The sequence below is a fragment of the Actinomadura nitritigenes genome (assembly GCF_017573545.1).
Classification (GTDB): Bacteria; Actinomycetota; Actinomycetes; order Streptosporangiales; family Streptosporangiaceae; genus Spirillospora; species Spirillospora nitritigenes.
This window is the reverse complement of record NZ_JAGEOK010000007.1, coordinates 238,240-256,576: the sequence shown is the minus strand read 5'-3', so window position 1 is coordinate 256,576 and position 18,337 is coordinate 238,240. Positions and strand designations below refer to the sequence as shown.

Sequence of the window (18,337 nt, the reverse complement as noted above, 5' to 3'; positions counted from 1 at the left end):
GCGGGACGGGCACGGGACGAGGCACGGTGAGCGACGAGACGAGGATCCTGGTCGTCGACGACCAGACGGTGGTGCGGGAGGGCCTGGTCCTGCTGCTGGAACTGCTGCCGGGCATCGATGTGGCCGGGTCGGCGGGCGACGGCGAGCAGGCCGTCGCCATGGTCGCCGAACTGCGGCCCGACGTGGTGCTCATGGACCTGCGGATGCCGCGGGTGGACGGGGTGGAGGCGACCCGGCGGATCAAGCAGGCGCACCCGGAGGTCGAGGTCGTCGTGCTGACCACCTACGCCGACGACGAGTCGATCTTCGCGGCGCTGCGCGCCGGCGCCCGCGGGTACCTCACCAAGGACGCCGGCGCCGACGAGATCGCCCGCGCGGTCGCCGCGGTGCGCGGCGGCGCGGCGCAGCTCGACCCGGCGATCCAGCGCCGGCTGGTCGAGGCGGTCGCCGCCGACCAGCGGCCCGTCCGCACCGCCCGCGGCGAGCTGCCCGACGGGCTGACCCGGCGCGAGGCGGAGGTGCTCGCGCTGATCGCGCAGGGCCGGTCGAACACCGAGATCGCCGGCGACCTGTTCATCAGCGAGGCGACGGTGAAGACCCACATCAACAACCTGTTCGCCAAGGCCGGGCTGCGGGACCGCGCGCAGGCCGTCACCTACGCCTTCCGGCACGGCCTGGCCGGGTCCTAGGCACCGCCGCCGGCCCGGGACGATCAATCGGTCAGCGGGCGGCAAGACCTCGGTCAAGGCGCCCGCCCGCCGGCGGCGCCGTCCGCAGCATGGGAGGTCCCGGACACCGGAAGGACCTCGCGTGCACCGAACCGTGATGATCGCGGAGTACCTGCGCCCGTACGCGCAGTGGCGGATCGCCCGCCCCGACCCCGCCGACGACTGCCGCAACGCCCGCGCCGCGATCGGCCTCATCGACGCGGCCGCCTACGTGGCCCAGCTGGACGACTGCGACCGCGTGATCGTCCGGATGGCCGTCGCCGGCTGCTTCGCCAAGGGGCGCTTCGACCCCGGCCCCGAGGGCGAGGCGCTCGTCCGCCACTGGCACTACGACGAGGCCGTCGGCGGCGCCGCCGACCTCCTCGAGGGCCTGGCCGCGTGCGCCGAGCGCGCCGCGTCCGACGAGCACGCCGGGCGCGCGGCCGCCTTCAGCCTGCACTAGCCTTCGCCCCGCACCGGGGCCCCGGCGAGCGGGGGCCGCAGCACCGGGCCCGGCGAGCGGGGCGCCGCCGCACCGAGGCCCCGGAGGGCGGGGCGCCGCCGCAGCGGGCGCGCGGCGAAGGCCAAGCAGGCGCTTGGTAGCCTCGGTCGCATGCCGACCCAGGAACAGATGAAGAGCGCGCTCCAGGCCTACGTCGACGGCTTCAACTCCGGCGACCCCGCTGCCGTCACCGCCCTGTTCGCCGACGGCGCCGTCGTGGTCGACCCGGTCGGCGACCCGCCGATGGAGGGCCGCGCCGCGATCGAGGAGTTCTACGGCAACGCCGTGGCCGCCGGTGCGAAGCTCTCGCTCGACGGCCCCGTCCGCGGCTCGCATGGCGACCGCGCCGCGATGGCCTTCACCGTGCACGTCACCGGCATGCGCATTCGCGTCATCGACGTCATGACCTTCGGCGCCGACGGCAAGATCGTCCGCATGGAGGCGCACTGGGGGCCCGACGACATCGAGCATTGATCATTTCGCCCGTGCGATGGTCCGGGATCTGACAGGATCCGGGGCGACGTTCATGATCCAATTGAACGCCTCCCGAAAGGATCCCCATGGTCGCCATCACGTCCGTGCCGCGCGTCGCCGCCGCCGTGGCCCTGACCGTGGCCGCGCCGTTGGCCGCCGTCGTCGCCGCGGGCTCCCCGGCCTCCGCCGACCCGAGCCACTGCCCGATCACCTACCACTGGAAGGGGCACGGGAACATCTCCAGCACGCTCTGGGTCGACTCCAACCCGTGCTCCCGCCCGTCCCGCATCAGGATCTCCTGCCAGACGATGGTCTACGCCCACACCGTGCGAGGCAAGACCGTGACGAAGGGCGCCAGCAAGGCCGTCTGCAACGTGGCCACGCTCGAGTCGCCCGCGGGCCCGGCCTTCTTCGAGTACAAGGTCGGCGGGAAGTGGTGGTCCCGCAAGGTCTCCAAGGGCTCGACGACCTTCTACAGCTGACCGGGAACTCGCCGGCCGCCTGTCCGCGCAGACGAGCGCGGCCGTCGTCGGCGTGGCGGTCACGTCGCCGATGCCGCGCTCGATGCGCCGGACGTAGGGCAGAGTGGTCGGAGGGGGAACCGAGGAGGCCGGATGTCCGCACGTCCCGTGCTGTACGTGATCGCCTGCGGCGGGCGCCCCGCCGCGGAGCTGCCGGCGTTCGTCGAGCGGCTCCTCGGCGACGGCTGGACGGTGTGCGTCGTCGCGACGCCGTCCGGCACGAAGTTCGTCGACGCCGCGCGGCTGTCCGAGATGACGGGCCTCCCCGTCCGCTCGGACTACAAGCGGCCCGAGGAGCCCGACGTCCTGCCGCCCGCCGACGCGTTCGCCGTCGTCCCGGCGACGTTCAACACCGTCAACAAGTGGGTGCACGGCATCAGCGACACGCTGGCGCTCGGCCTGCTCAACGAGGCCCTCGGGCTGGGCCGCCCGATCGTCGCCGCGCCGTGGCCCAACGCGGCGCTCGCCCGCCATCCGGCCTTCCCACGCAGCATCGCCGAGCTCCGCGCCTGGGGCGTCACCGTCCTCATCGACCCGGACCGCCTCCCGAACCCCGACTCGGACGAACCGAGCGGCGCGACGTTCCCCTGGACGGACCTGCACGACCACCTGCGCTCGCTCCACGCCGGTCTGACAAAGGGATGACCCGGGCGACGGGTCCGGCCGAAACCCGTCCCGACCCGGCGCATGCCCCGCCCGCCGGTACGAACCAGCAGGCCAGAGGCCCTTCGTTGCGGGACGGCCCGGCGTAACGGGGCGCAACCGGTCCCGACACCCCGGAGAAACATCCCGTTCCTAGCTTCTGCGGTGCCCGCCGCCCCGCTAGGAAAGGAGCCGGGTTTGGACCTGGCCGAGAACCCGCAGATGGAGGACTACTCCCTGCGGTACACGCCCAGTGCGTTCCGCACGTGGTCGCCGTGGATGGTGTTCCTGAGCTGCCTGGTGGGGTTGTCCGCCATGGCGGGATACGCGCTGGACGCCGCGTTCGTCAACGAGTTCGGCTTCGGCAGCTCGCTGCTGGGGTTCGCCGTCGCGAGCGTGGTCACGCTGCCGCTGACCATCGTCATCGCGTTCGCCATCACCCGCAGGCACATCGACATCGACCTGCTCACCCGCGGCTCCGGGTTCGGCTACCTGGGCTCCACGGTGACCTCGCTGGTCTACGCGACCTACACGCTGATCTTCCTCGCCTACGAGGGCGCGATCATGGCGCAGGCGGTGACCGCGCTGACCCACGTCGACGTTCACGTCTCGTACGTGATCGTCTCCGTCGTCATGGTGCCGCTGACGCTCTACGGGATGACCTTCAGCTCGAAGTTCCAGGCGTGGACGTGGCCGCTGTGGATCCTGCTGATCGGCTTCGCCCTGGCCATCGCGGCGACCTCCCCGTCCGCCGGCCACCACATGGTCCACCCGGTCACCGCGCACGGCGCGGCGGCCGTCGGCGGCCTCACCCTGACCGCCGTGTTCACCATCGCCGCCGCGCAGCTGTCGTTCGCGGTGCAGATCGGTGAACAGGGTGACTACCTGCGGCTGATGCCCGACCCAAAGGGCGCGGCGGGGCGCCGCAGATGGCGGCTGGCGGTGCTGATGGGCGGCCCGGGCCTGTCCCTGTTCGCCGTCGTCATCTTCTTCGCGTCCACGCTGCTCGTCGGCTACGCCGGCACCGAGACGACGCCCGACCACGTCGCGGTCCCCGTCGACCTGTTCACGGTCGTGTACGAGCGCGCGGTCGGCGACCACACGGTGGCGCTCGTCCTCGCGGGCCTCCTGGTGCTGCTCTCGCAAATCAAGATCAACATCATGAACACCTACTCGGGCTCGCTGTCGTGGTCGAACTTCTTCTCCCGGCTGCTGCACCGGCACCCCGGCCGCGCGGTGTGGGTGATCCTCCAGGTCGCGCTCGCGCTGGTCCTCATGGAGATCGACATCTTCGCCCACATCGTCACCGTGCTGGCCTGGTACGCCAACATCGGCATCGCCTGGATCGCCGCCATGGCGTCCGACCTGGTGATCAACAAGCGGTGGCTGAAGCTCAGCCCGTCCGAGGTGGAGTTCCGCCGCGCCCACCTGTACAACGTGAACCCGGTCGGCTTCGGCTCGATGGTCGCCGCCGCGGCCGTCTCGATCGTCGCCTACTACGGCGCGTTCGGCTCCACGGCCGCCGACCTGTCGCCCTTCATCGCCTTCGTCCTCGCACTGGCGCTGCCGCCCCTCGTCGCGGTGCTCACCCGGGGCCGCTGGTACATCGCGCGGACGAGCGTCTTCCCCGACGGCGCCACCGAACTGCCCTGCGCGGTGTGCAGCGGGTCCTATGACGTCGCGGACATGGCCACCTGCCCGTTCCACCAGGGGCACATCTGCTCGCTGTGCTGCTCCACCGAGGGCTCCTGCCGGGACGCCTGCAAGCCCAGCGCGTGGCGCCCGCCCAAGGGGCCCGTCCTGCTCGGCATGCCCGGCACGGCGCCGGCCCCGTCCGTCCCCACGTCCCTCGAACAGGCCCCGGAGGCACTCCGATGACCGACGTCCTCATCGTCGTCGACATGCAGAACGGGTTCGTCCACCCCGACGGATCGCTCCCCACCCTCGGCATGGCCCTCGCCGACACGGACCGGGCCGTACGGCAGTGCGCCGCCGCGGTGGCCGCCGCCCGCGACGCGGGGACACCGGTGGTCTTCACCCGCCACGTCTACCGGCCCGGCCGCGCCGACGAGGGCGCCAACCTGGGCGGCGCCCACCCGGCGCTGGCCGAGATCTCCGCGCTGGCCCTGGGCAGCTGGGACGCGGAGGTCGCCGACGAACTGGGCTGCGGCCCCGACGACCTGGTGGTGGACAAGGCCCGCTTCGACGCCTTCCTGTGGACGTCCCTCGACCCGCTCCTGCGCGGGCTCGACGCCGATCGCCTTCTCGTCTGCGGCGTCGTCACCAACGTCTGCGTGGAGTCCACCGTCCGGGCCGCCTACATGCGCGACTACCGCGTCACGGTGCTCGGCGACGCCTGCGCGGCCCTCACCCCGCGCCTCCACGAGATCGGCCTGGAGGTGATGCGCGACTGCGGCTTCGCCACCGTCACCACCGTGACCGAAGCCCTCGCCCCCGTCCCAGCCGCCTGACCACCGCACGTCGACGTGAGCCGGGCCCGCGGTCTGCAGGCCCGGCTCGCCGTCAGGTCTCGTCGGTGTCCGTGTCCGTGTCGGCGTCGGCGTCCGTGTCGGCTTCGGTGTCCGGCGGAACGGGGCCGATGGGGCCGCTGATCGACACGAGGCGGGTGCTCAGCCTCTCGCCCGACCCGTCGCGGCGGCCGAGCGTCACGTTCAGCGTCGCGGGCTTGCCGTTCGCACCGGCGGCGCGCAGCGGCGTCGGCGCCGCCCACGCCTGGAGCAGCACGTCCTCGCCCTTCAGGAACCGGTGCGCCCGGACACCGCCGGTCGCGCGGCCCTTGGCGGGGAAGTCCGCGAAGTCGGCCAGCTTGATCGCGCCCGTCTGGGTGCCGGGCAGCGCCGACGACGACCCGGAGACCGTGATCACCCGGGCCTCGCGGCCGGGGTCGAGCGCGCCGAACCACAGCACCTGGGCGCCGGCGCCCAGCTTGATGCCGGCCATGCCGCCGGCGGCGCGGCCCTGCGGCCGCACGTTGGACGCGGCGAAGTGCAGTAGCTGCGCGTCGGTGGTGATGAAGACGAGGTGCTGGTCCTCCGACAGCAGCTGGACGGCGCCGACGACCCGGTCGCCCTCCTTGAGCCCGATGACCTCGAACTCGTCGCGGTTGGCGGGGAAGTCGGGGACGACCCGCTTGACCACGCCCTGGGCCGTGCCGAGAGCGAGCCCGCCGCCCTCCTCCGACAGCGCCGCCACGCCCACGACCGTCTCGTCCGGTTCCAGGTCGACGTACTCGGTCACCGGCGCGCCGCCCGCCAGGGACGGCGGCGTCGCCGACGGCGGCAGCGTCGGCAGGTCGAGGACGTCGACGCGGATCATCCGCCCGAGCGAGGTCACCGCGCCGACCTGGCCGCGGGCCGTCGCCGGAACGACCGAGATCAGCACGTCGTGGGGGGCGCGCGGGCCGCTGTCCGGCAGCGGCTCGGGGCCGTGCGTGCGCGCCATCAGCCCGGTGGACGACAGCAGGACCGTGCACGGGTCGTCCGCGACCTCCAGCGGCACGGCCGCCGCGGCGGTGTGGCCGGAGGACTCCAGCAGGATCGTCCGGCGCGGGGTGGTGTACTCGGAGGCGACCTCGCCGAGCTCCTTCGACACCAGGCCGCGCAGCTTCCGCTCCGACTCCAGGATCGCGGTCAGCTTCGCGATCTCCTTGGCGAGCTGCTCCTTCTCCTTCTCCAGCTCGAGCCGGTCGTAGCGGGTGAGGCGGCGCAGCGGGGTGTCCAGGATGTACTGGGCCTGGATCTCCGACAGCTCGAAGATCTGCATCAGCCGCTGCTTGGCCTGCCCGGCGTCGTCGCTCTGCCGGATGACCTGGATGACCTCGTCGATGTTGAGCAGCGCGACCAGCAGGCCGTCGACGAGGTGGAGGCGGTCCTCGCGCTTCTTGCGGCGGAACATCGACCGGCGCCGCACGACCTCGATGCGGTGGTCGACGTACACCTGGAGCAGTTCGCGCAGGCCGAGCGTGCGCGGCCGGCCGTCGACGAGCGCGACGTTGTTGATGCCGAAGGTCTCCTCCATCGGCGTGAGCCGGTAGAGGTCCTGCAGGACGGCCTCGGGGTTGAAGCCGTTCTTGATCTCGATGACCAGGCGCAGGCCGACGTTGCGGTCGGTGAGGTCCTTCAGGTCGGCGATGCCCTGGATCTTCTTGGCGTTGACCAGTTCCTTGATCTTGGCCTTGACGCGCTCCGGGCCCACCGCGTACGGCAGCTCGCTGACCACGATTCCCTTGCGGCGGGGCGTGACGTTCTCGATGGTCGTGGTGGCGCGGGTGCGGAACGTCCCGCGGCCCTTCTCGTAGGCGTCGCGGATGCCGTCCAAGCCGACGATCATGCCCCCGGTGGGCAGGTCGGGACCGGGGACGAAGCGCATCAGGTCGTCGAGCGTGGCGTCGGGGTGGTCGATGAGGTGCCGGGCCGCCGCGACCACCTCGCCGAGGTTGTGCGGGGCCATGTTGGTGGCCATCCCGACGGCGATCCCGGACGCGCCGTTCACCAGCAGGTTCGGGAACGCGGCGGGCAGCACCTCCGGCTCCTGCTCCTGGCCGTCGTAGTTCGGCCGGAAGTCGACGGTGTCCTCGTCGATGGAGGCGACCATCATCAGCGCCTCGCGGGACATGCGGGCCTCGGTGTACCGCATGGCGGCGGGCAGGTCGTCGCCGCCGAGCGAGCCGAAGTTGCCGTGCCCGTCGACCAGCGGCATCCGCATCGCCCAGGGCTGGGCCATCCGCACCATCGCGTCGTAGATCGCGCTGTCGCCGTGCGGGTGCAGCTTGCCCATGACCTCGCCGACGACGCGCGCGCACTTGACGTGCCCGCGGTCGGGGCGCAGCCCCATCTCGTTCATCGAGTACAGGATCCGCCGCTGGACGGGCTTCAGCCCGTCGCGGGCGTCAGGGAGCGCCCGCTGGTAGATCACCGAGTAGGCGTACTCGAGGTAGCTGCCGCGCATCTCCTCGGAGACGTCGACGTCGACGATGTTCTCCTCGAAGTCCGGCGGCGGGGGAGGGGCTTGGGATCCGCGTCGTGCCATGCCCCACATTGTGGCCGGTCCCGCCGACATCTTTCGCCCGCCCCACCGGATGGGCCGCGGATCTGATCCCGGCGCCGGCGCGGCGCGCGATCCGGTCAGCGGTCGTGGCAGATTGGTCCCGGACGGTTTCTCGCCCGCGGCCGGGCCCCGGCCGCGTCCCCCGCGGAGGTATCCGATGAGCGCGCTGGCCGACTTTCAGAACTCGATCTACCTGCAGGGACTCGGTGACGTGCGGCCGTCGCTGCCGACCGACCTGACGAGGCTGGAGGGGCTCGCCGAGGGCGTCCTGTCGGCGCAGGCGTTCGGGTACGTGGCGGGATCGGCGGGCAGCGAGGCGACCGCGCGGGCCAACCGGGACGCGTTCGACCGGTGGCGGATCGTCCCGAGGTTCCTGCGGGACGTGGCGCACCGCGACCTGTCGGTGGAGGTCCTCGGCACCGCGATGCCCTCGCCGGTCCTGCTTGCGCCGATCGGCGTGCAGTCGATCTTCCACCCGGACGGGGAGCTCGCCACCGCGCGCGCGGCGGGGGCCGAGGGGCTCACCATGGTGCTCAGCACCGCGTCGTCCCACTCCATCGAGGAGGTCGCGGAGGCCAACGGCGAGGGGGCGCCGCGCTGGTACCAGCTCTACTGGCCGAAGGACCGGGAGCTGGCCGTCAGCTTCCTGGAGCGGGCCAGGGCGGCGGGCTACACGGCGCTCGTCGTCACGCTCGACACGTTCACGCTGGCGTGGCGGCCCCGCGACCTGGACCAGGCGTACCTGCCGTTCCTGCGCGGCATCGGGGTCGCCAACTACTTCAGCGACCCCGTCTTCCAGAAGGCGGTCGGCGGGCCCGTCACCGAGGCCAACCGCGACACCGCGCTCCTGCACTGGGTCGCCAACTTCGGCAACCCGTCGCTGACCTGGGACGACCTGGTCTTCCTGCGGGACCACTGGGACGGGCCGATCGCGCTGAAGGGCGTCCAGCACCCCGACGACGCCCGCCGCGCGGTGGACGCGGGGATGGACGGCGTGATCGTGTCGAACCACGGCGGGCGGCAGGTCGACGGCGCCATCGCGTCGCTGGACGCGCTGCCCGGCGTGGTCGACGCCGTCCGCGACCAGGCCACCGTGCTGTTCGACAGCGGGATCCGCACCGGATCGGACGTCGCGAAGGCGCTCGCTCTGGGCGCCAAGGCGGTGCTGCTCGCGCGCCCCTACGCCTACGGGCTGGCGCTCGGCGGGCAGACGGGGGTGCAGCACGTCCTGCGCTGCATCCAGGCCGAGTTGGAGCTGACCATGGCGCTGTCCGGCGTCACCCGGCCGGACGAGCTCTCTCCGGAGACTCTGGTTCGCGCTTAGGGTCCGGTGGCGGCGGGGCGTAGATCGCGTGTATGCGGGCCAGTCCCGCGTCTATGGCATGCGCGGCGTCGCCTTCGTCCGCAGCGAGCGGCCGGTAGGGCGTGCCGTCGTCCCTTCCGGCCACTGCGCGCCGTACGGCGGCCACGTTGGTGCGCAGACCTTTGACGCCGTGCTCAAGGGCGCGGACGTGGGGCACGGTCTCGCGTAGGACGTCGATGACGTCGGCCGGGTGGGGCCGCGCGCGTGTGACGAACCGGTGGAGCCGGAGCGGTCCGTAGACGGTGTCCATGTCGGCGACGGAGTGTTCGAAACGGGCGCGGGCGTGTGGCTCGCCCTTCAGGACGTCGGTGAGGGCTGCCAAGGACTCGGATACGCGGCGGTGCAGAACGTCCCTGGTGCGGAACGGCAGGACGGACCACGCCGCGCCGGAGCCGATGGCGGCGCCGACGAGGATCGCTTCGAGGCGCGTATGCAGCAGGGGGACGGCGGACTGGCCGAGGTACCCGTACAGCAGCGACAGCGCGGCTGTGACCCCGCCGGCCCAGTACGCGTAGCTCCGCTGGCGCAGCCACGCCGCCAGGCCCAGAACGACGAAGATGAGCACGACCGCGTCGGGGTCCCGGGGCGCGAACAGGCCGGACACCAGGGCGGCCAAGGCCGTCCCCCCGGCTGCGCCGAGCGCGCGCAGGAGACCCTTGTGGAGGGCGTCGCCGCGTCCGCGCGCCCCATTGCACACGATGAACGCCGTGAGGACGACCCACGGCCAGTGATCCGGGAACAGCAGGTGCCCCGCGGCGAACGCGGCACAGAGGGCCACTCCCATCTGCGCCGCCATGCGGGTGCTGGCGGGCAGCCGCTTGCCGGCAGCCGCGGGAGCCGGAGCCTCCACGTGGCCGGCGCGCCAGGGGCGCTCCACGGCGACCTGGACGACCGTCACCCAGGAGTAGGCGATGAGCGCCACCACCGGCGCCCACAGCAGGGCCGTCGAAGGCGCGCCGGGCCCGCCGTGAGGGATGACGAGCAGCGCGATCGCTGGGAGCATCATCAGCGTGCCGGCCTTGGTGAAGCGCGGCCCGAAGCGGCGGATCCAGACCCCGGACGCGACGAGCGCGGCGAACGCGGCGTCCCCGGCGAGCGCGTCGTCGCGCATGAGGGTGCCGAGGCCGACCGACGCGAGCGCGACGGTGGGCAGGACGGCGAACCCGATCAGGCGGTCGGAGGGACGGGCCCCGCGATGCGCCCTGGAGAGGGTGACGGCCAGCACGACGGCCTGCATGACGACGTCGGCGTGCAGGTGCGCCGCGCGCTCCAGCAGCAGCGCCGACCCGAAGGACGCCAGGACGGCGGCCATCGTGGCGGCCGCGACGGCGACCGGCGCCCTCGCGGCGCCGAGTGTCCGGACCGTGCCCGCGGTCATGGCCCACCTCCCGAGAATTAGTAAGGGATAGCGTAGCATTATGGCGAGCGATCGGCCCGAGGTGCCGAGGGAAGCGGTGGTGGAGATCCGCCGCGGGGTGATGCGGATGGCGCGCCGGATGCGCGCCTCCCGCTCCCCGGACGCGCTGAGCAGCAACAAGCTGGTCGTGCTCGGGCACCTGGCCCGCAGCGGCCCCAGCTCGGCGGGCGAGGTGGCGGCCGCCGAGAAGCAGCGGCCGCAGTCGCTGACCAGGGTCTTCGCCGAGCTGGAGGAGTCGGGGCTGATCTTCCGTGCGCGCGACGAGCGGGACCGCAGGCAGGCCGTGCTGACCATCACCCCGGCCGGGATCGAAGCGCTCAGGCGCGATCTGGACGAGCGCGACGCCTGGCTCGCCGGGGCGCTCGGCGAGCTGGGCGAGACCGAGCTCGGGGTGCTGCGGCTGGCCGCCCGGCTGATGGACCGGCTGACCGAATAGTTCGTCGACGCTTACTATTTTGGGAGCGATGATTCCCGGGTAAGGAGACGCGCATGCGCTGGCCTGATCACGCCATCTGGTGGCACGTCTACCCGCTCGGCTTCACGGGCGCCGAACGCGCTGCCCTTCCGCCCGGCGCCCCGCCCGAGCACCGGCTGGAGCGGATCGCGGGATGGCTCGACCACCTGGTGGCGCTCGGCTGCAACGGACTCGCCCTTGGGCCCGTGTTCGCGTCCGAGACCCACGGCTACGACACCGTCGACCACTTCCGCGTCGACCCGCGCCTCGGCGACGAGGACGACCTGCTGCGGCTCGTCGAGGCGGCGTCGGGCCGGGGCGTCCGGGTCCTCCTCGACGGGGTGTTCAACCATGTCGGCCGGAGCTTCCCGCGCTTCGCCGACGTCCAGGCGCGGGGCGGGGCGTCGCCGTACGCGGGGTGGTTCGTCCCCGACGGCGACGGCGACTTCCGCACGTTCGAGGGCCACCACAAGCTCGTGGCCCTCCACCATGACGAGCCGGCGGTCGCCGACTACACCGTCGAGGTCATGAGCCATTGGCTGGAGCGCGGCGTCGACGGATGGCGGCTGGACGCCGCGTACGCCGTCCCGGCGGAGTTCTGGCGGACGGTGACCGACCGCGTCCGCGCGCGCTTCCCCGACGCATGGCTCCTGGGCGAGGTCATCCACGGCGACTATGCGGGCTTCGTGGAACGCAGCGGACTGGACTCCGTCACCCAGTACGAACTATGGAAGGCCATCTGGAGCTCGCTGAACGACCGCAACTTCTTCGAACTGGCCCATGCGCTCACCCGCCACGACGGGATGCTCGACACGTTCGTCCCGCAGACCTTCGTCGGCAACCACGACGTGACGCGCATCGCCAGCCGCCTCGACGACGAGCGCCACCTCGCCCACGCGCTCGTCGTCCTCCTCACCACCGCCGGTGTCCCGTCCATCTACGCCGGTGACGAGTTCGCCTTCCACGGCATCAAAGAGGAACGCGAAGGCGGCGACGACGCCATACGTCCCGCCTTCCCGGCGCGCCCTGACGAAACGCCCGGTCACGGTGCTCCCCACCATCGCCTCCACCAGGACCTCATCGGCGTGAGGCGCCGCCACCCCTGGCTCGTCCGTGCGCACACGAAGGTCGCCACCTTGACCAATACGGCGTTCTCCTACACAGTGGGGCAGGGCGATGAGCGTCTGGGCGTCGTCCTCAACCTGGCCGACGAGCCCGCCAAGGCCGACCTCCCCGCCGCCGGATGGACCCGCATTGCCGGAGACGCCGACTTCCACGGCGAAGGCGCCCTGATACCTCCGTACGGCTGGGCCATCGCCCACCCATGACAGATGTCATGGCCGGCCCCTGCGAACCTCATGGTCCCTACCTGACGTCCGTGACTGCACGCGGAGATCGTCCGTCGGCAGCATGGAACCCATGAAGGCACACGTGATCGAGGTACGCGACCTGCAGCTGAACGAGGCCGTGCGAGACGTCTCGTTCACCGTGGCGAAGGGCGAGGTGTACGCGCTGCTCGGCCGGTACGGATCGGGCAAGACCACCCTGCTGGAGATGCTCGCCGGCCTGCGGCGCCCGACCGGCGGGACGGTCCGCGTCCGCGGCGCCGACCCCTACACCGACCGCGACGCCGCCCGGTCCGGCACCGTCTGGCGCGACGGCGGCCTGTTCCCGGGGCTGACCGTGGCCGAGATCATCGACACCTGGCGGCGCTGGACCCTCGACCCGGTCACCCGCGACGAGGCGCTGCGCCTCGCCCGCCTCACCGGCCACGCCGACGTCCCGTTCGAGCGGCTCGACCCCGGCCGCCGGCGCCTGCTCGACCTCGCGCTCGCCCTCATCGGCCGCTCCGACGTGCTCTTCCTCGACGAGCCCACCGCCGGGCTCGACGAGGCCGCCGCCCGCGAGGTCTGGTCCGTCCTGCTCCTGCTGGCCGTACACGGCAGCACCGTCGTGATCACCACCCGCGACACCGGTGAGGCGTGCCGCGCCGACCGGGTCGGCGTTCTCGACGACGGCCGCCTCGTCACCGGACGCGCCTCCGCCCGGCTCGGCACCGCCGCCCGGCGGCACGCCCCGCACGCCGCCTGACCGGCGCCGGAAGCGTGGACGACGGCGGCCGGACCCCGCTCCTGCGCGCGCTCGGCGGGATCGTCCCCGCACACCGGTCCAGGCGGCGCCCTGCCCCCTTGACACCCGCATACTCTGGGCGCGTGCAGCCGAGGATCCCGCGCCCCACCGTCATCGCCGCGATCATCGTGGGGATGACGGCGGTCACCCTGGCCGGGTTCCTCCTGCCCGCGCTCTGGTACGAGGTCTTCGACCGCCACGACCCCGCACGCGTCGCGTTCTCCGCCGCCGGCGTCGCCACCGCTTTCGCGCTCTACGCCCGGATGCTGTGGCTCAACATGATGCGCCGCACCGCCCCAGGCCACCGCTTCGGGCTTGCGGCGATCGCCGCGATCTGCTGGACGCTGCCGCTGCTCGGCGTCGGCCATGGCTGGGGCAACGCCCTCCTCGTCCCCGCCGGGCTCATCGCCGTCGTCCTGCCGCTCCCCCAGGCGATCCCGGTGGCGGCGGCCGCGGCCGTCCTCACCCCCGTGTACGGCGTCGTCCTGGGCCTGCCCGCCTTGAGCGTCCTCTACGAGATGGTCGGCGTGCCGCTCGCCGCCTTCTCCGGATACGTACAGGTATGGCTGTTCCACGTCGTCCAGGAACTGCGGGAGGCACGCGCCGAGGTGGCCCGGTCCGCCGTGGGGGAGGAGCGCCTCCGCTTCGCCCGCGACCTGCACGACGTCCTCGGCCACAGCCTCCAGGCCGTGGCGCTCCGCGCGGAGGTCGCCGAACGCTACCTCGACCGCGACCCCGGCCGCGTCCGCAAGGAGCTCACCGAGATCCAGACGATGGCGCGCGACTCCGTCCGCGACGTCCGCGAGGTCGTCCGCGGCTACCGGGCCACGTCCCTGCGCACCGAGCTGGACGGGATGTCCGCCGTCCTGCGCGCCGCCGGCATCCGCTGCGACCGGCCCGAGGTGACCCCCGAGCTCCCCGCCCACGTCCACGAACCGCTCGGCTGGGTCGCCCGGGAGGCCGCCACCAACGTGCTCCGGCACTCCAGCGCCACCTGGTGCGAGATCACCGTGCGCGCCGACGGCGACCGCGTCCACGTCGAGATCGTCAACGACGGCGCGCCGCGGCGGGCCGCGGGCGACTCCGGCAGCGGCCTGACCGGCCTCGCCGAGCGGATCGCCGCCGCCGGCGGCCGCTTCAGCGCCGGACCGTCCGGCGACGGGACCTTCCGGGTGACCGCCGCGGTCCCGGCGGCCCCCGCACCGAGGGGAGAGGCATGATCCGCGTCCTGCTGGCCGACGACCACCTGCTGATCAGGGAGGCCCTCGTCCTGCTGCTGGAGACCGAGGACGGCATCGAGGTCGCCGCCGACGTCGGCCGCGGCGACGAGGCCGTCGACCGTGCCCTCGCCCTCCGGCCCGACGTCGCCGTCCTCGATATCGACATGCCGGGCCTCGACGGCCTCGCCGCCGCCGAACGCCTCTCCCGCGACCTGCCCGGCTGCCGCCTGGTGATCGTCACCGCGCACGGCCGGCCCGGCAACCTGCGCCGCGCGATGGCCGCCGGCGTCCGCGGCTTCCTCGGCAAGGACGCCCCGGGCGCCCAGCTCGCCGAGGTCATCCGCCAGGTCGCCGCCGGCGCCCGCTACATCGACCCGCAGCTCGCCGCCGACGCCCTCGCCGCCGAGGAGTGCCCCCTCACCCCCCGCGAGCTCGACACCCTGCGCGCCGCCGCCGACGGCGCCCCCGTCTCTCGGATCGCTCGCGCGCTCGGGCTGTCCGAGGGCACCGTCCGCAACTACCTGTCCGCCGCCGTCACCAAGCTCGGCGTCCACAACCGCCACGCCGCCGTCAACGCGGCCCGGGACCTCGGCTGGCTCTGACTCCCGCACAGCGATCCACGGGGGCAGGCGTTGGGTGGTAGGCGGCGACCTTGAGGGCCGGCGTTGGGGCCAGGCCGCGGGGTCGGCTCGGAGGCCGATCAGCTGTTCAGGACGCCGGGGACCGGGTCAGCGGCGGGCCAGGAGGAGGGAGCCCCGCTTGGTCACCGGGAGCGGGGTGGGGAGGTGCGACGCCGCCTCGGCGGCCTGGAGGCGGGGGACGCGCCGGGCGATCAGGTAGTCGCGGATCGCGGCCCGGTCGGGCAGCGTGATCAGCGGGGCGTCCCAGCGCTCCACCTCCACCTCGCCGAACACCTCGCAGACCCGCGCCGGCGCCTCCTCGGCGTCGAAGGCGGACGGCTCGGGACGCCAGATCGGCGCCAGCTCCGGGCTGTCGGTCCGGCAGATCGCCGAGACCAGCAGGGTCCCGCCCGGTGCCAGCACCCGCCGCGCCTCGCGCAGGGCGACGTGCGGTTCGTCCAGGTGGTACAGCAGGTTCACCGCCACGGCCGCGTCGAAGGCGCCGTCGCGGAACGGCAGGCGCAGCGCGTCCGCCCGCACGCGCGGCGCGGGATGGGCGCGCAGGAGCGCCGCGGACGCGTCCAGGCCCACGAACCGGAACCGCGGCGAGTCGGGGAGGACGCGGCGGAGCGCGCCCTCCCCGCAGCCGATGTCCAGCACCCGGGAGGCCCCCGCCGCCATCAGCTTGGCGGCGATGTGGTCGTGCAGGCTCCGCGCCCCGATCAGGTACTGCCGGGTGACCCGCGCGGCGAGGCGGAAACGCTCCGGGTCTTCGTCGTGATCGGGGGTCAGGGCCATATGGTGAGTCTGCCCACCGGGGCCTCGGGGATGCCTCGTCAGGCGGTGGTGCCGCCGTCGACGACCATGTCGTGGCCCACCAGGTAGGCCGACTCGTCGGAGGCCAGCCACAGGACGGCGTCGGCCACCTCCGACGGGTCGCTCGGCCGTCCCGCCGGGATGGCCGACTTCAGCCGCGCGTCGCGCTCCGCCCTGGTCTCGCCGGGACGCAGCGACATCGGGGTGTCGCTCGCGCCGGGGCTGACCGCGTTGACGCGCACCCCGTCGGCGATGTGGTCGATGGCCGCGGAGCGGGTCAGGATGCTGACGCCCGCCTTCGACGCGGCGTACGCGGCCATCCCCGGCCTGCGCCCGTGCACTCCGATGTTGGACGCGATGTTCACGATCGTGCCGCCGCCGTGCGCGCGCATGTGGGCGATCTCGTGCTTCATCGACAGGAACACGCCCGTCAGGTTCACGTCGATGACCGTGCGCCAGGCGTCGTCGTCGAGGTCGGCGACGGGACCGACGGGGCCGAGCGTTCCGGCGTTGTTGACCGCGACGTGCAGGCCGCCGTGGCGGCCGGTGACCGCGGCGACCATGGCCGCGGCGTCACCGGGGACGGTCAGGTCGGCGACCACGTGGTCGGCGCGCCCGCCGCCCGCCTGGATCTCCTCGACGGCCTGGACGAGGGCCTTCTCGTCGCGTCCGGACAGGACCACGGTGGCGCCCTCCTCGGCGAAGGCGCGGGCGGTGACCCGGCCGATCGCGCCGGCGCCGCCGGTGACCAGGACGACCCGGTCGGTGAAGCGGTTCCTCATGGCATCTCCAATTCCAGAATGATCGGTCTCGAATAAGGGCAGAGGCTCGGACGGGGCAGGGGTGTCGACCTGCACAGGCAGGTCGGTCGTGCGGGTCGGCGGCGTCAGCGCGCCCGCGTGCGGGGCGCCGGCTCCTGTGCGTGGCGGCGTCGAGATCGCCGAGGCGCCTGCGGGGCGATCAGGCGAAGAGGGCCTGGGCCTGGCGGGCGGCGTCGCGGATCCGGGCCTCCTCCGCCGGGGCCCGGCCCAGGACGCGCATGCCCTGGAAGATCACCAGCAGCAGCCGGGCGAGGCCGCGCGGATCGGCGCCGCCGGGCAGCTCGCCCTGCGCGCGGGCGCGGGTCAGCGCCGACGTCAGGGTCGCCTCGAGGAAGTTCCAGCTGGACTCCACCAGGCGCGCCGCCTCGGCGTCCCGGGCGGCCAGCTCGACCGCCGTGTTCACCACCAGGCAGCCGAGGCGCGGGCGATCCCGGCCCGCCTCATCGGCGTACCGGTCGATCAGCGCGCGGACGGCGGGCAGGACCGGGCCGGGCTGCGACAGCGCCTCGGCGATCTTCGGATCGGTCGTCTCGAGATAGCGCTCGAGCGCCCGCAGGAACAGCTCGTGCTTGCCGCCGAACGTCGCGTAGACGCTCGCGCGGGCGATGCCGAGATGCTCGACGAGGTCGGCCATGGAGGTCGCCTCGTACCCCCGCTCCCAGAACAGCTCCAGCGCGCGCCGCAGCGCCGCGTCCGGATCGAACTCCTTGGTCCGCGCCATGGGTCGACGGTACGGCTATCGAGAACGATCGGTCAAATATCAGGCGTCCGAGGGTGCCGGGACGGCGGGACGGTCGAGGTCCAGCGTGTCCAGCACCGAGCCGTCCGCCGCGAGCGCCTCGACCACGGGACCGCGCCGGGCGCCCCACACCACGACGATGTGCCCGTGCGGCGGGACGTGGAGGAACCGCTTGCCCACCCGGACCCGCGTCACCTCGGCCGAGGCCCGCAGCCGCGCCTCGTTCACCCACTTCGCGCCCCACGGCAGCAGCCGGTTGGCGTTCCGGACCGTCCGTCCCGTGCCGTACTTGTACAGGTAGCGGCCCATCTCACCGGACGAGCGGCGCACCAGGGGTTCGTAGGGCGCCGAACCGCCGCCCCCGCCGAGGCCCATCCACTCGCCGTCCCGCCGGTGGAACGTTCTGCCCTCGATGAACGGGTCGACGCCGCTCCCGCCCCACTGGTGGAGGAACGTGACAACGGCGACGTCGCCGTCCATGTCGAGGCCGAGCGGAAGGAAGTCCCGTTCCTCGTCGAAGGTGTCGGGGGCGGGATCGGGCATGCCGTCCCGAAGGAGCCGCAGGCACTCCTCATGCACCTCGTGGTCGTTCATGTTCGGGGACCTCTGATCGTGCAGGCAGGGGTAGGGGCCCTCCCGCGAGAGGGCCCCGACGTTCGACTCACTCTAGAGGTCCGGCTCGTCTGGTTTCACCCGTCTGGCGTACTCCCGTCGATGCTTTGCCATCTGTCCTTCATCGCCCTGTCGCCCGCATCTTCGGCGCCCGCTCCGTCCCCGTATCCACCGAGGTCGGAGCCCTTCGACCCGTTCGTCTCGGTACTCCCGCACATTCCGCGCACTCTCG

19 protein-coding genes are annotated in these 18,337 nt (G+C 73.0%); 13 read left to right on the top strand and 6 right to left on the bottom strand.

Features of this window, described 5'->3' with window-relative positions:
- The first annotated feature begins 26 nt into the window (after positions 1–26).
- The 7 genes from J4557_RS12895 (at position 27) to J4557_RS12865 (ending at position 5,317) form a co-directional block, all read left to right on the top strand.
- On the top strand, positions 27–689 hold the full coding sequence (locus J4557_RS12895) for a response regulator (RefSeq protein ID WP_208266730.1): 663 nt from the start codon (positions 27–29) through the stop codon (positions 687–689).
- A 121-nt stretch (positions 690–810) separates the two neighbouring features.
- Complete coding sequence (locus J4557_RS12890; RefSeq protein ID WP_208266729.1) at positions 811–1,170, top strand: hypothetical protein; 360 nt, start codon at positions 811–813, stop codon at positions 1,168–1,170.
- A 150-nt stretch (positions 1,171–1,320) separates the two neighbouring features.
- Entirely contained in the window at positions 1,321–1,683 is a 363-nt protein-coding gene (locus J4557_RS12885; protein WP_208266728.1) for a nuclear transport factor 2 family protein, read from the top strand.
- Between the two features lie 86 nt (positions 1,684–1,769).
- A complete protein-coding gene (locus J4557_RS12880) occupies positions 1,770–2,165 on the top strand; it encodes a hypothetical protein (RefSeq protein ID WP_208266727.1) in 396 nt (131 codons plus the stop codon).
- A gap of 132 nt (positions 2,166–2,297) precedes the next feature.
- A complete protein-coding gene (locus tag J4557_RS12875) occupies positions 2,298–2,849 on the top strand; it encodes a flavoprotein (RefSeq protein WP_208266726.1) in 552 nt (183 codons plus the stop codon).
- Between the two features lie 195 nt (positions 2,850–3,044).
- Positions 3,045–4,724: a purine-cytosine permease family protein gene (locus J4557_RS12870; RefSeq protein WP_208266725.1), complete on the top strand. Its 1,680-nt coding sequence runs from the start codon at positions 3,045–3,047 to the stop codon at positions 4,722–4,724.
- Positions 4,721–5,317, top strand: a complete 597-nt coding sequence (locus tag J4557_RS12865) for a cysteine hydrolase family protein (protein ID WP_208266724.1) — start codon at positions 4,721–4,723, stop codon at positions 5,315–5,317. Before J4557_RS12870 ends, J4557_RS12865 begins: the two co-directional genes overlap by 4 nt.
- Before the next feature lie 52 nt (positions 5,318–5,369).
- On the opposite strand, the gene J4557_RS12860 is transcribed toward J4557_RS12865, so the two are convergent.
- Positions 5,370–7,895, bottom strand: a complete 2,526-nt coding sequence (locus tag J4557_RS12860) for a DNA gyrase/topoisomerase IV subunit A (RefSeq protein ID WP_208266723.1) — start codon at positions 7,893–7,895, stop codon at positions 5,370–5,372.
- Positions 7,896–8,070: 175 nt separating this feature from the next.
- Between J4557_RS12860 and J4557_RS12855 the strand changes: the two genes are divergently transcribed.
- Complete coding sequence (locus tag J4557_RS12855) at positions 8,071–9,237, top strand: lactate 2-monooxygenase (RefSeq protein WP_208266722.1); 1,167 nt, start codon at positions 8,071–8,073, stop codon at positions 9,235–9,237.
- Here J4557_RS12855 and J4557_RS12850 read toward each other — a convergent pair.
- Positions 9,191–10,654 (bottom strand): FUSC family protein, encoded by a 1,464-nt coding sequence (locus J4557_RS12850; protein ID WP_208266721.1) that lies wholly within the window; start codon positions 10,652–10,654, stop codon positions 9,191–9,193. The genes J4557_RS12855 and J4557_RS12850 overlap by 47 nt on opposite strands.
- A gap of 40 nt (positions 10,655–10,694) precedes the next feature.
- Between J4557_RS12850 and J4557_RS12845 the strand changes: the two genes are divergently transcribed.
- From J4557_RS12845 to J4557_RS12825, 5 genes are all read left to right on the top strand, one after another.
- The gene (locus J4557_RS12845; protein ID WP_208266720.1) at positions 10,695–11,129 is read left to right on the top strand and encodes a MarR family winged helix-turn-helix transcriptional regulator; all 435 of its coding nucleotides are present in this window, start codon (positions 10,695–10,697) and stop codon (positions 11,127–11,129) included.
- 53 nt (positions 11,130–11,182) lie between these two features.
- Positions 11,183–12,475 carry an alpha-amylase family protein gene (locus J4557_RS12840; RefSeq protein WP_208266719.1) on the top strand — a complete coding sequence of 431 codons (1,293 nt, stop codon included), beginning with the start codon at positions 11,183–11,185 and terminating at the stop codon, positions 12,473–12,475.
- 91 nt (positions 12,476–12,566) lie between these two features.
- The gene (locus tag J4557_RS12835; protein WP_208266718.1) at positions 12,567–13,238 is read left to right on the top strand and encodes an ATP-binding cassette domain-containing protein; all 672 of its coding nucleotides are present in this window, start codon (positions 12,567–12,569) and stop codon (positions 13,236–13,238) included.
- Between the two features lie 122 nt (positions 13,239–13,360).
- Positions 13,361–14,497 (top strand): sensor histidine kinase, encoded by a 1,137-nt coding sequence (locus J4557_RS12830; protein ID WP_208266717.1) that lies wholly within the window; start codon positions 13,361–13,363, stop codon positions 14,495–14,497.
- Complete coding sequence (locus tag J4557_RS12825; protein ID WP_208266716.1) at positions 14,494–15,099, top strand: response regulator; 606 nt, start codon at positions 14,494–14,496, stop codon at positions 15,097–15,099. Before J4557_RS12830 ends, J4557_RS12825 begins: the two co-directional genes overlap by 4 nt.
- Positions 15,100–15,225: 126 nt before the next feature.
- On the opposite strand, the gene J4557_RS12820 is transcribed toward J4557_RS12825, so the two are convergent.
- The 4 genes from J4557_RS12820 to J4557_RS12805 all read right to left on the bottom strand — a co-directional run bounded on the left by J4557_RS12820 (position 15,226) and on the right by J4557_RS12805 (position 18,087).
- The gene (locus J4557_RS12820; RefSeq protein WP_208266715.1) at positions 15,226–15,915 is read right to left on the bottom strand and encodes a class I SAM-dependent methyltransferase; all 690 of its coding nucleotides are present in this window, start codon (positions 15,913–15,915) and stop codon (positions 15,226–15,228) included.
- Positions 15,916–15,953: 38 nt separating this feature from the next.
- Positions 15,954–16,715: an SDR family NAD(P)-dependent oxidoreductase gene (locus J4557_RS12815; protein WP_208266714.1), complete on the bottom strand. Its 762-nt coding sequence runs from the start codon at positions 16,713–16,715 to the stop codon at positions 15,954–15,956.
- A gap of 178 nt (positions 16,716–16,893) precedes the next feature.
- Entirely contained in the window at positions 16,894–17,475 is a 582-nt protein-coding gene (locus J4557_RS12810) for a TetR/AcrR family transcriptional regulator (protein WP_208266713.1), read from the bottom strand.
- A gap of 39 nt (positions 17,476–17,514) precedes the next feature.
- Entirely contained in the window at positions 17,515–18,087 is a 573-nt protein-coding gene (locus tag J4557_RS12805; protein WP_208266712.1) for a hypothetical protein, read from the bottom strand.
- Positions 18,088–18,337: the final 250 nt, after the last annotated feature.

Bases quoted from the DNA above. Each gene is read 5' to 3' on its own strand.
- J4557_RS12885 (WP_208266728.1), top strand. From the start codon at position 1,321: ATGCCGACCCAGGAACAGATGAAGAGCGCGCTCCAGGCCTACGTCGAC.
- J4557_RS12880 (WP_208266727.1), top strand. From the start codon at position 1,770: ATGGTCGCCATCACGTCCGTGCCGCGCGTCGCCGCCGCCGTGGCCCTG.
- J4557_RS12875 (WP_208266726.1), top strand. From the start codon at position 2,298: ATGTCCGCACGTCCCGTGCTGTACGTGATCGCCTGCGGCGGGCGCCCC.
- J4557_RS12865 (WP_208266724.1), top strand. From the start codon at position 4,721: ATGACCGACGTCCTCATCGTCGTCGACATGCAGAACGGGTTCGTCCAC.
- J4557_RS12860 (WP_208266723.1), bottom strand. From the start codon at position 7,895: ATGGCACGACGCGGATCCCAAGCCCCTCCCCCGCCGCCGGACTTCGAG.
- J4557_RS12855 (WP_208266722.1), top strand. From the start codon at position 8,071: ATGAGCGCGCTGGCCGACTTTCAGAACTCGATCTACCTGCAGGGACTC.
- J4557_RS12850 (WP_208266721.1), bottom strand. From the start codon at position 10,654: ATGACCGCGGGCACGGTCCGGACACTCGGCGCCGCGAGGGCGCCGGTC.
- J4557_RS12845 (WP_208266720.1), top strand. From the start codon at position 10,695: ATGGCGAGCGATCGGCCCGAGGTGCCGAGGGAAGCGGTGGTGGAGATC.
- J4557_RS12840 (WP_208266719.1), top strand. From the start codon at position 11,183: ATGCGCTGGCCTGATCACGCCATCTGGTGGCACGTCTACCCGCTCGGC.
- J4557_RS12835 (WP_208266718.1), top strand. From the start codon at position 12,567: ATGAAGGCACACGTGATCGAGGTACGCGACCTGCAGCTGAACGAGGCC.
- J4557_RS12825 (WP_208266716.1), top strand. From the start codon at position 14,494: ATGATCCGCGTCCTGCTGGCCGACGACCACCTGCTGATCAGGGAGGCC.
- J4557_RS12820 (WP_208266715.1), bottom strand. From the start codon at position 15,915: ATGGCCCTGACCCCCGATCACGACGAAGACCCGGAGCGTTTCCGCCTC.
- J4557_RS12815 (WP_208266714.1), bottom strand. From the start codon at position 16,715: ATGAGGAACCGCTTCACCGACCGGGTCGTCCTGGTCACCGGCGGCGCC.
- J4557_RS12810 (WP_208266713.1), bottom strand. From the start codon at position 17,475: ATGGCGCGGACCAAGGAGTTCGATCCGGACGCGGCGCTGCGGCGCGCG.
- J4557_RS12805 (WP_208266712.1), bottom strand. From the start codon at position 18,087: ATGAACGACCACGAGGTGCATGAGGAGTGCCTGCGGCTCCTTCGGGAC.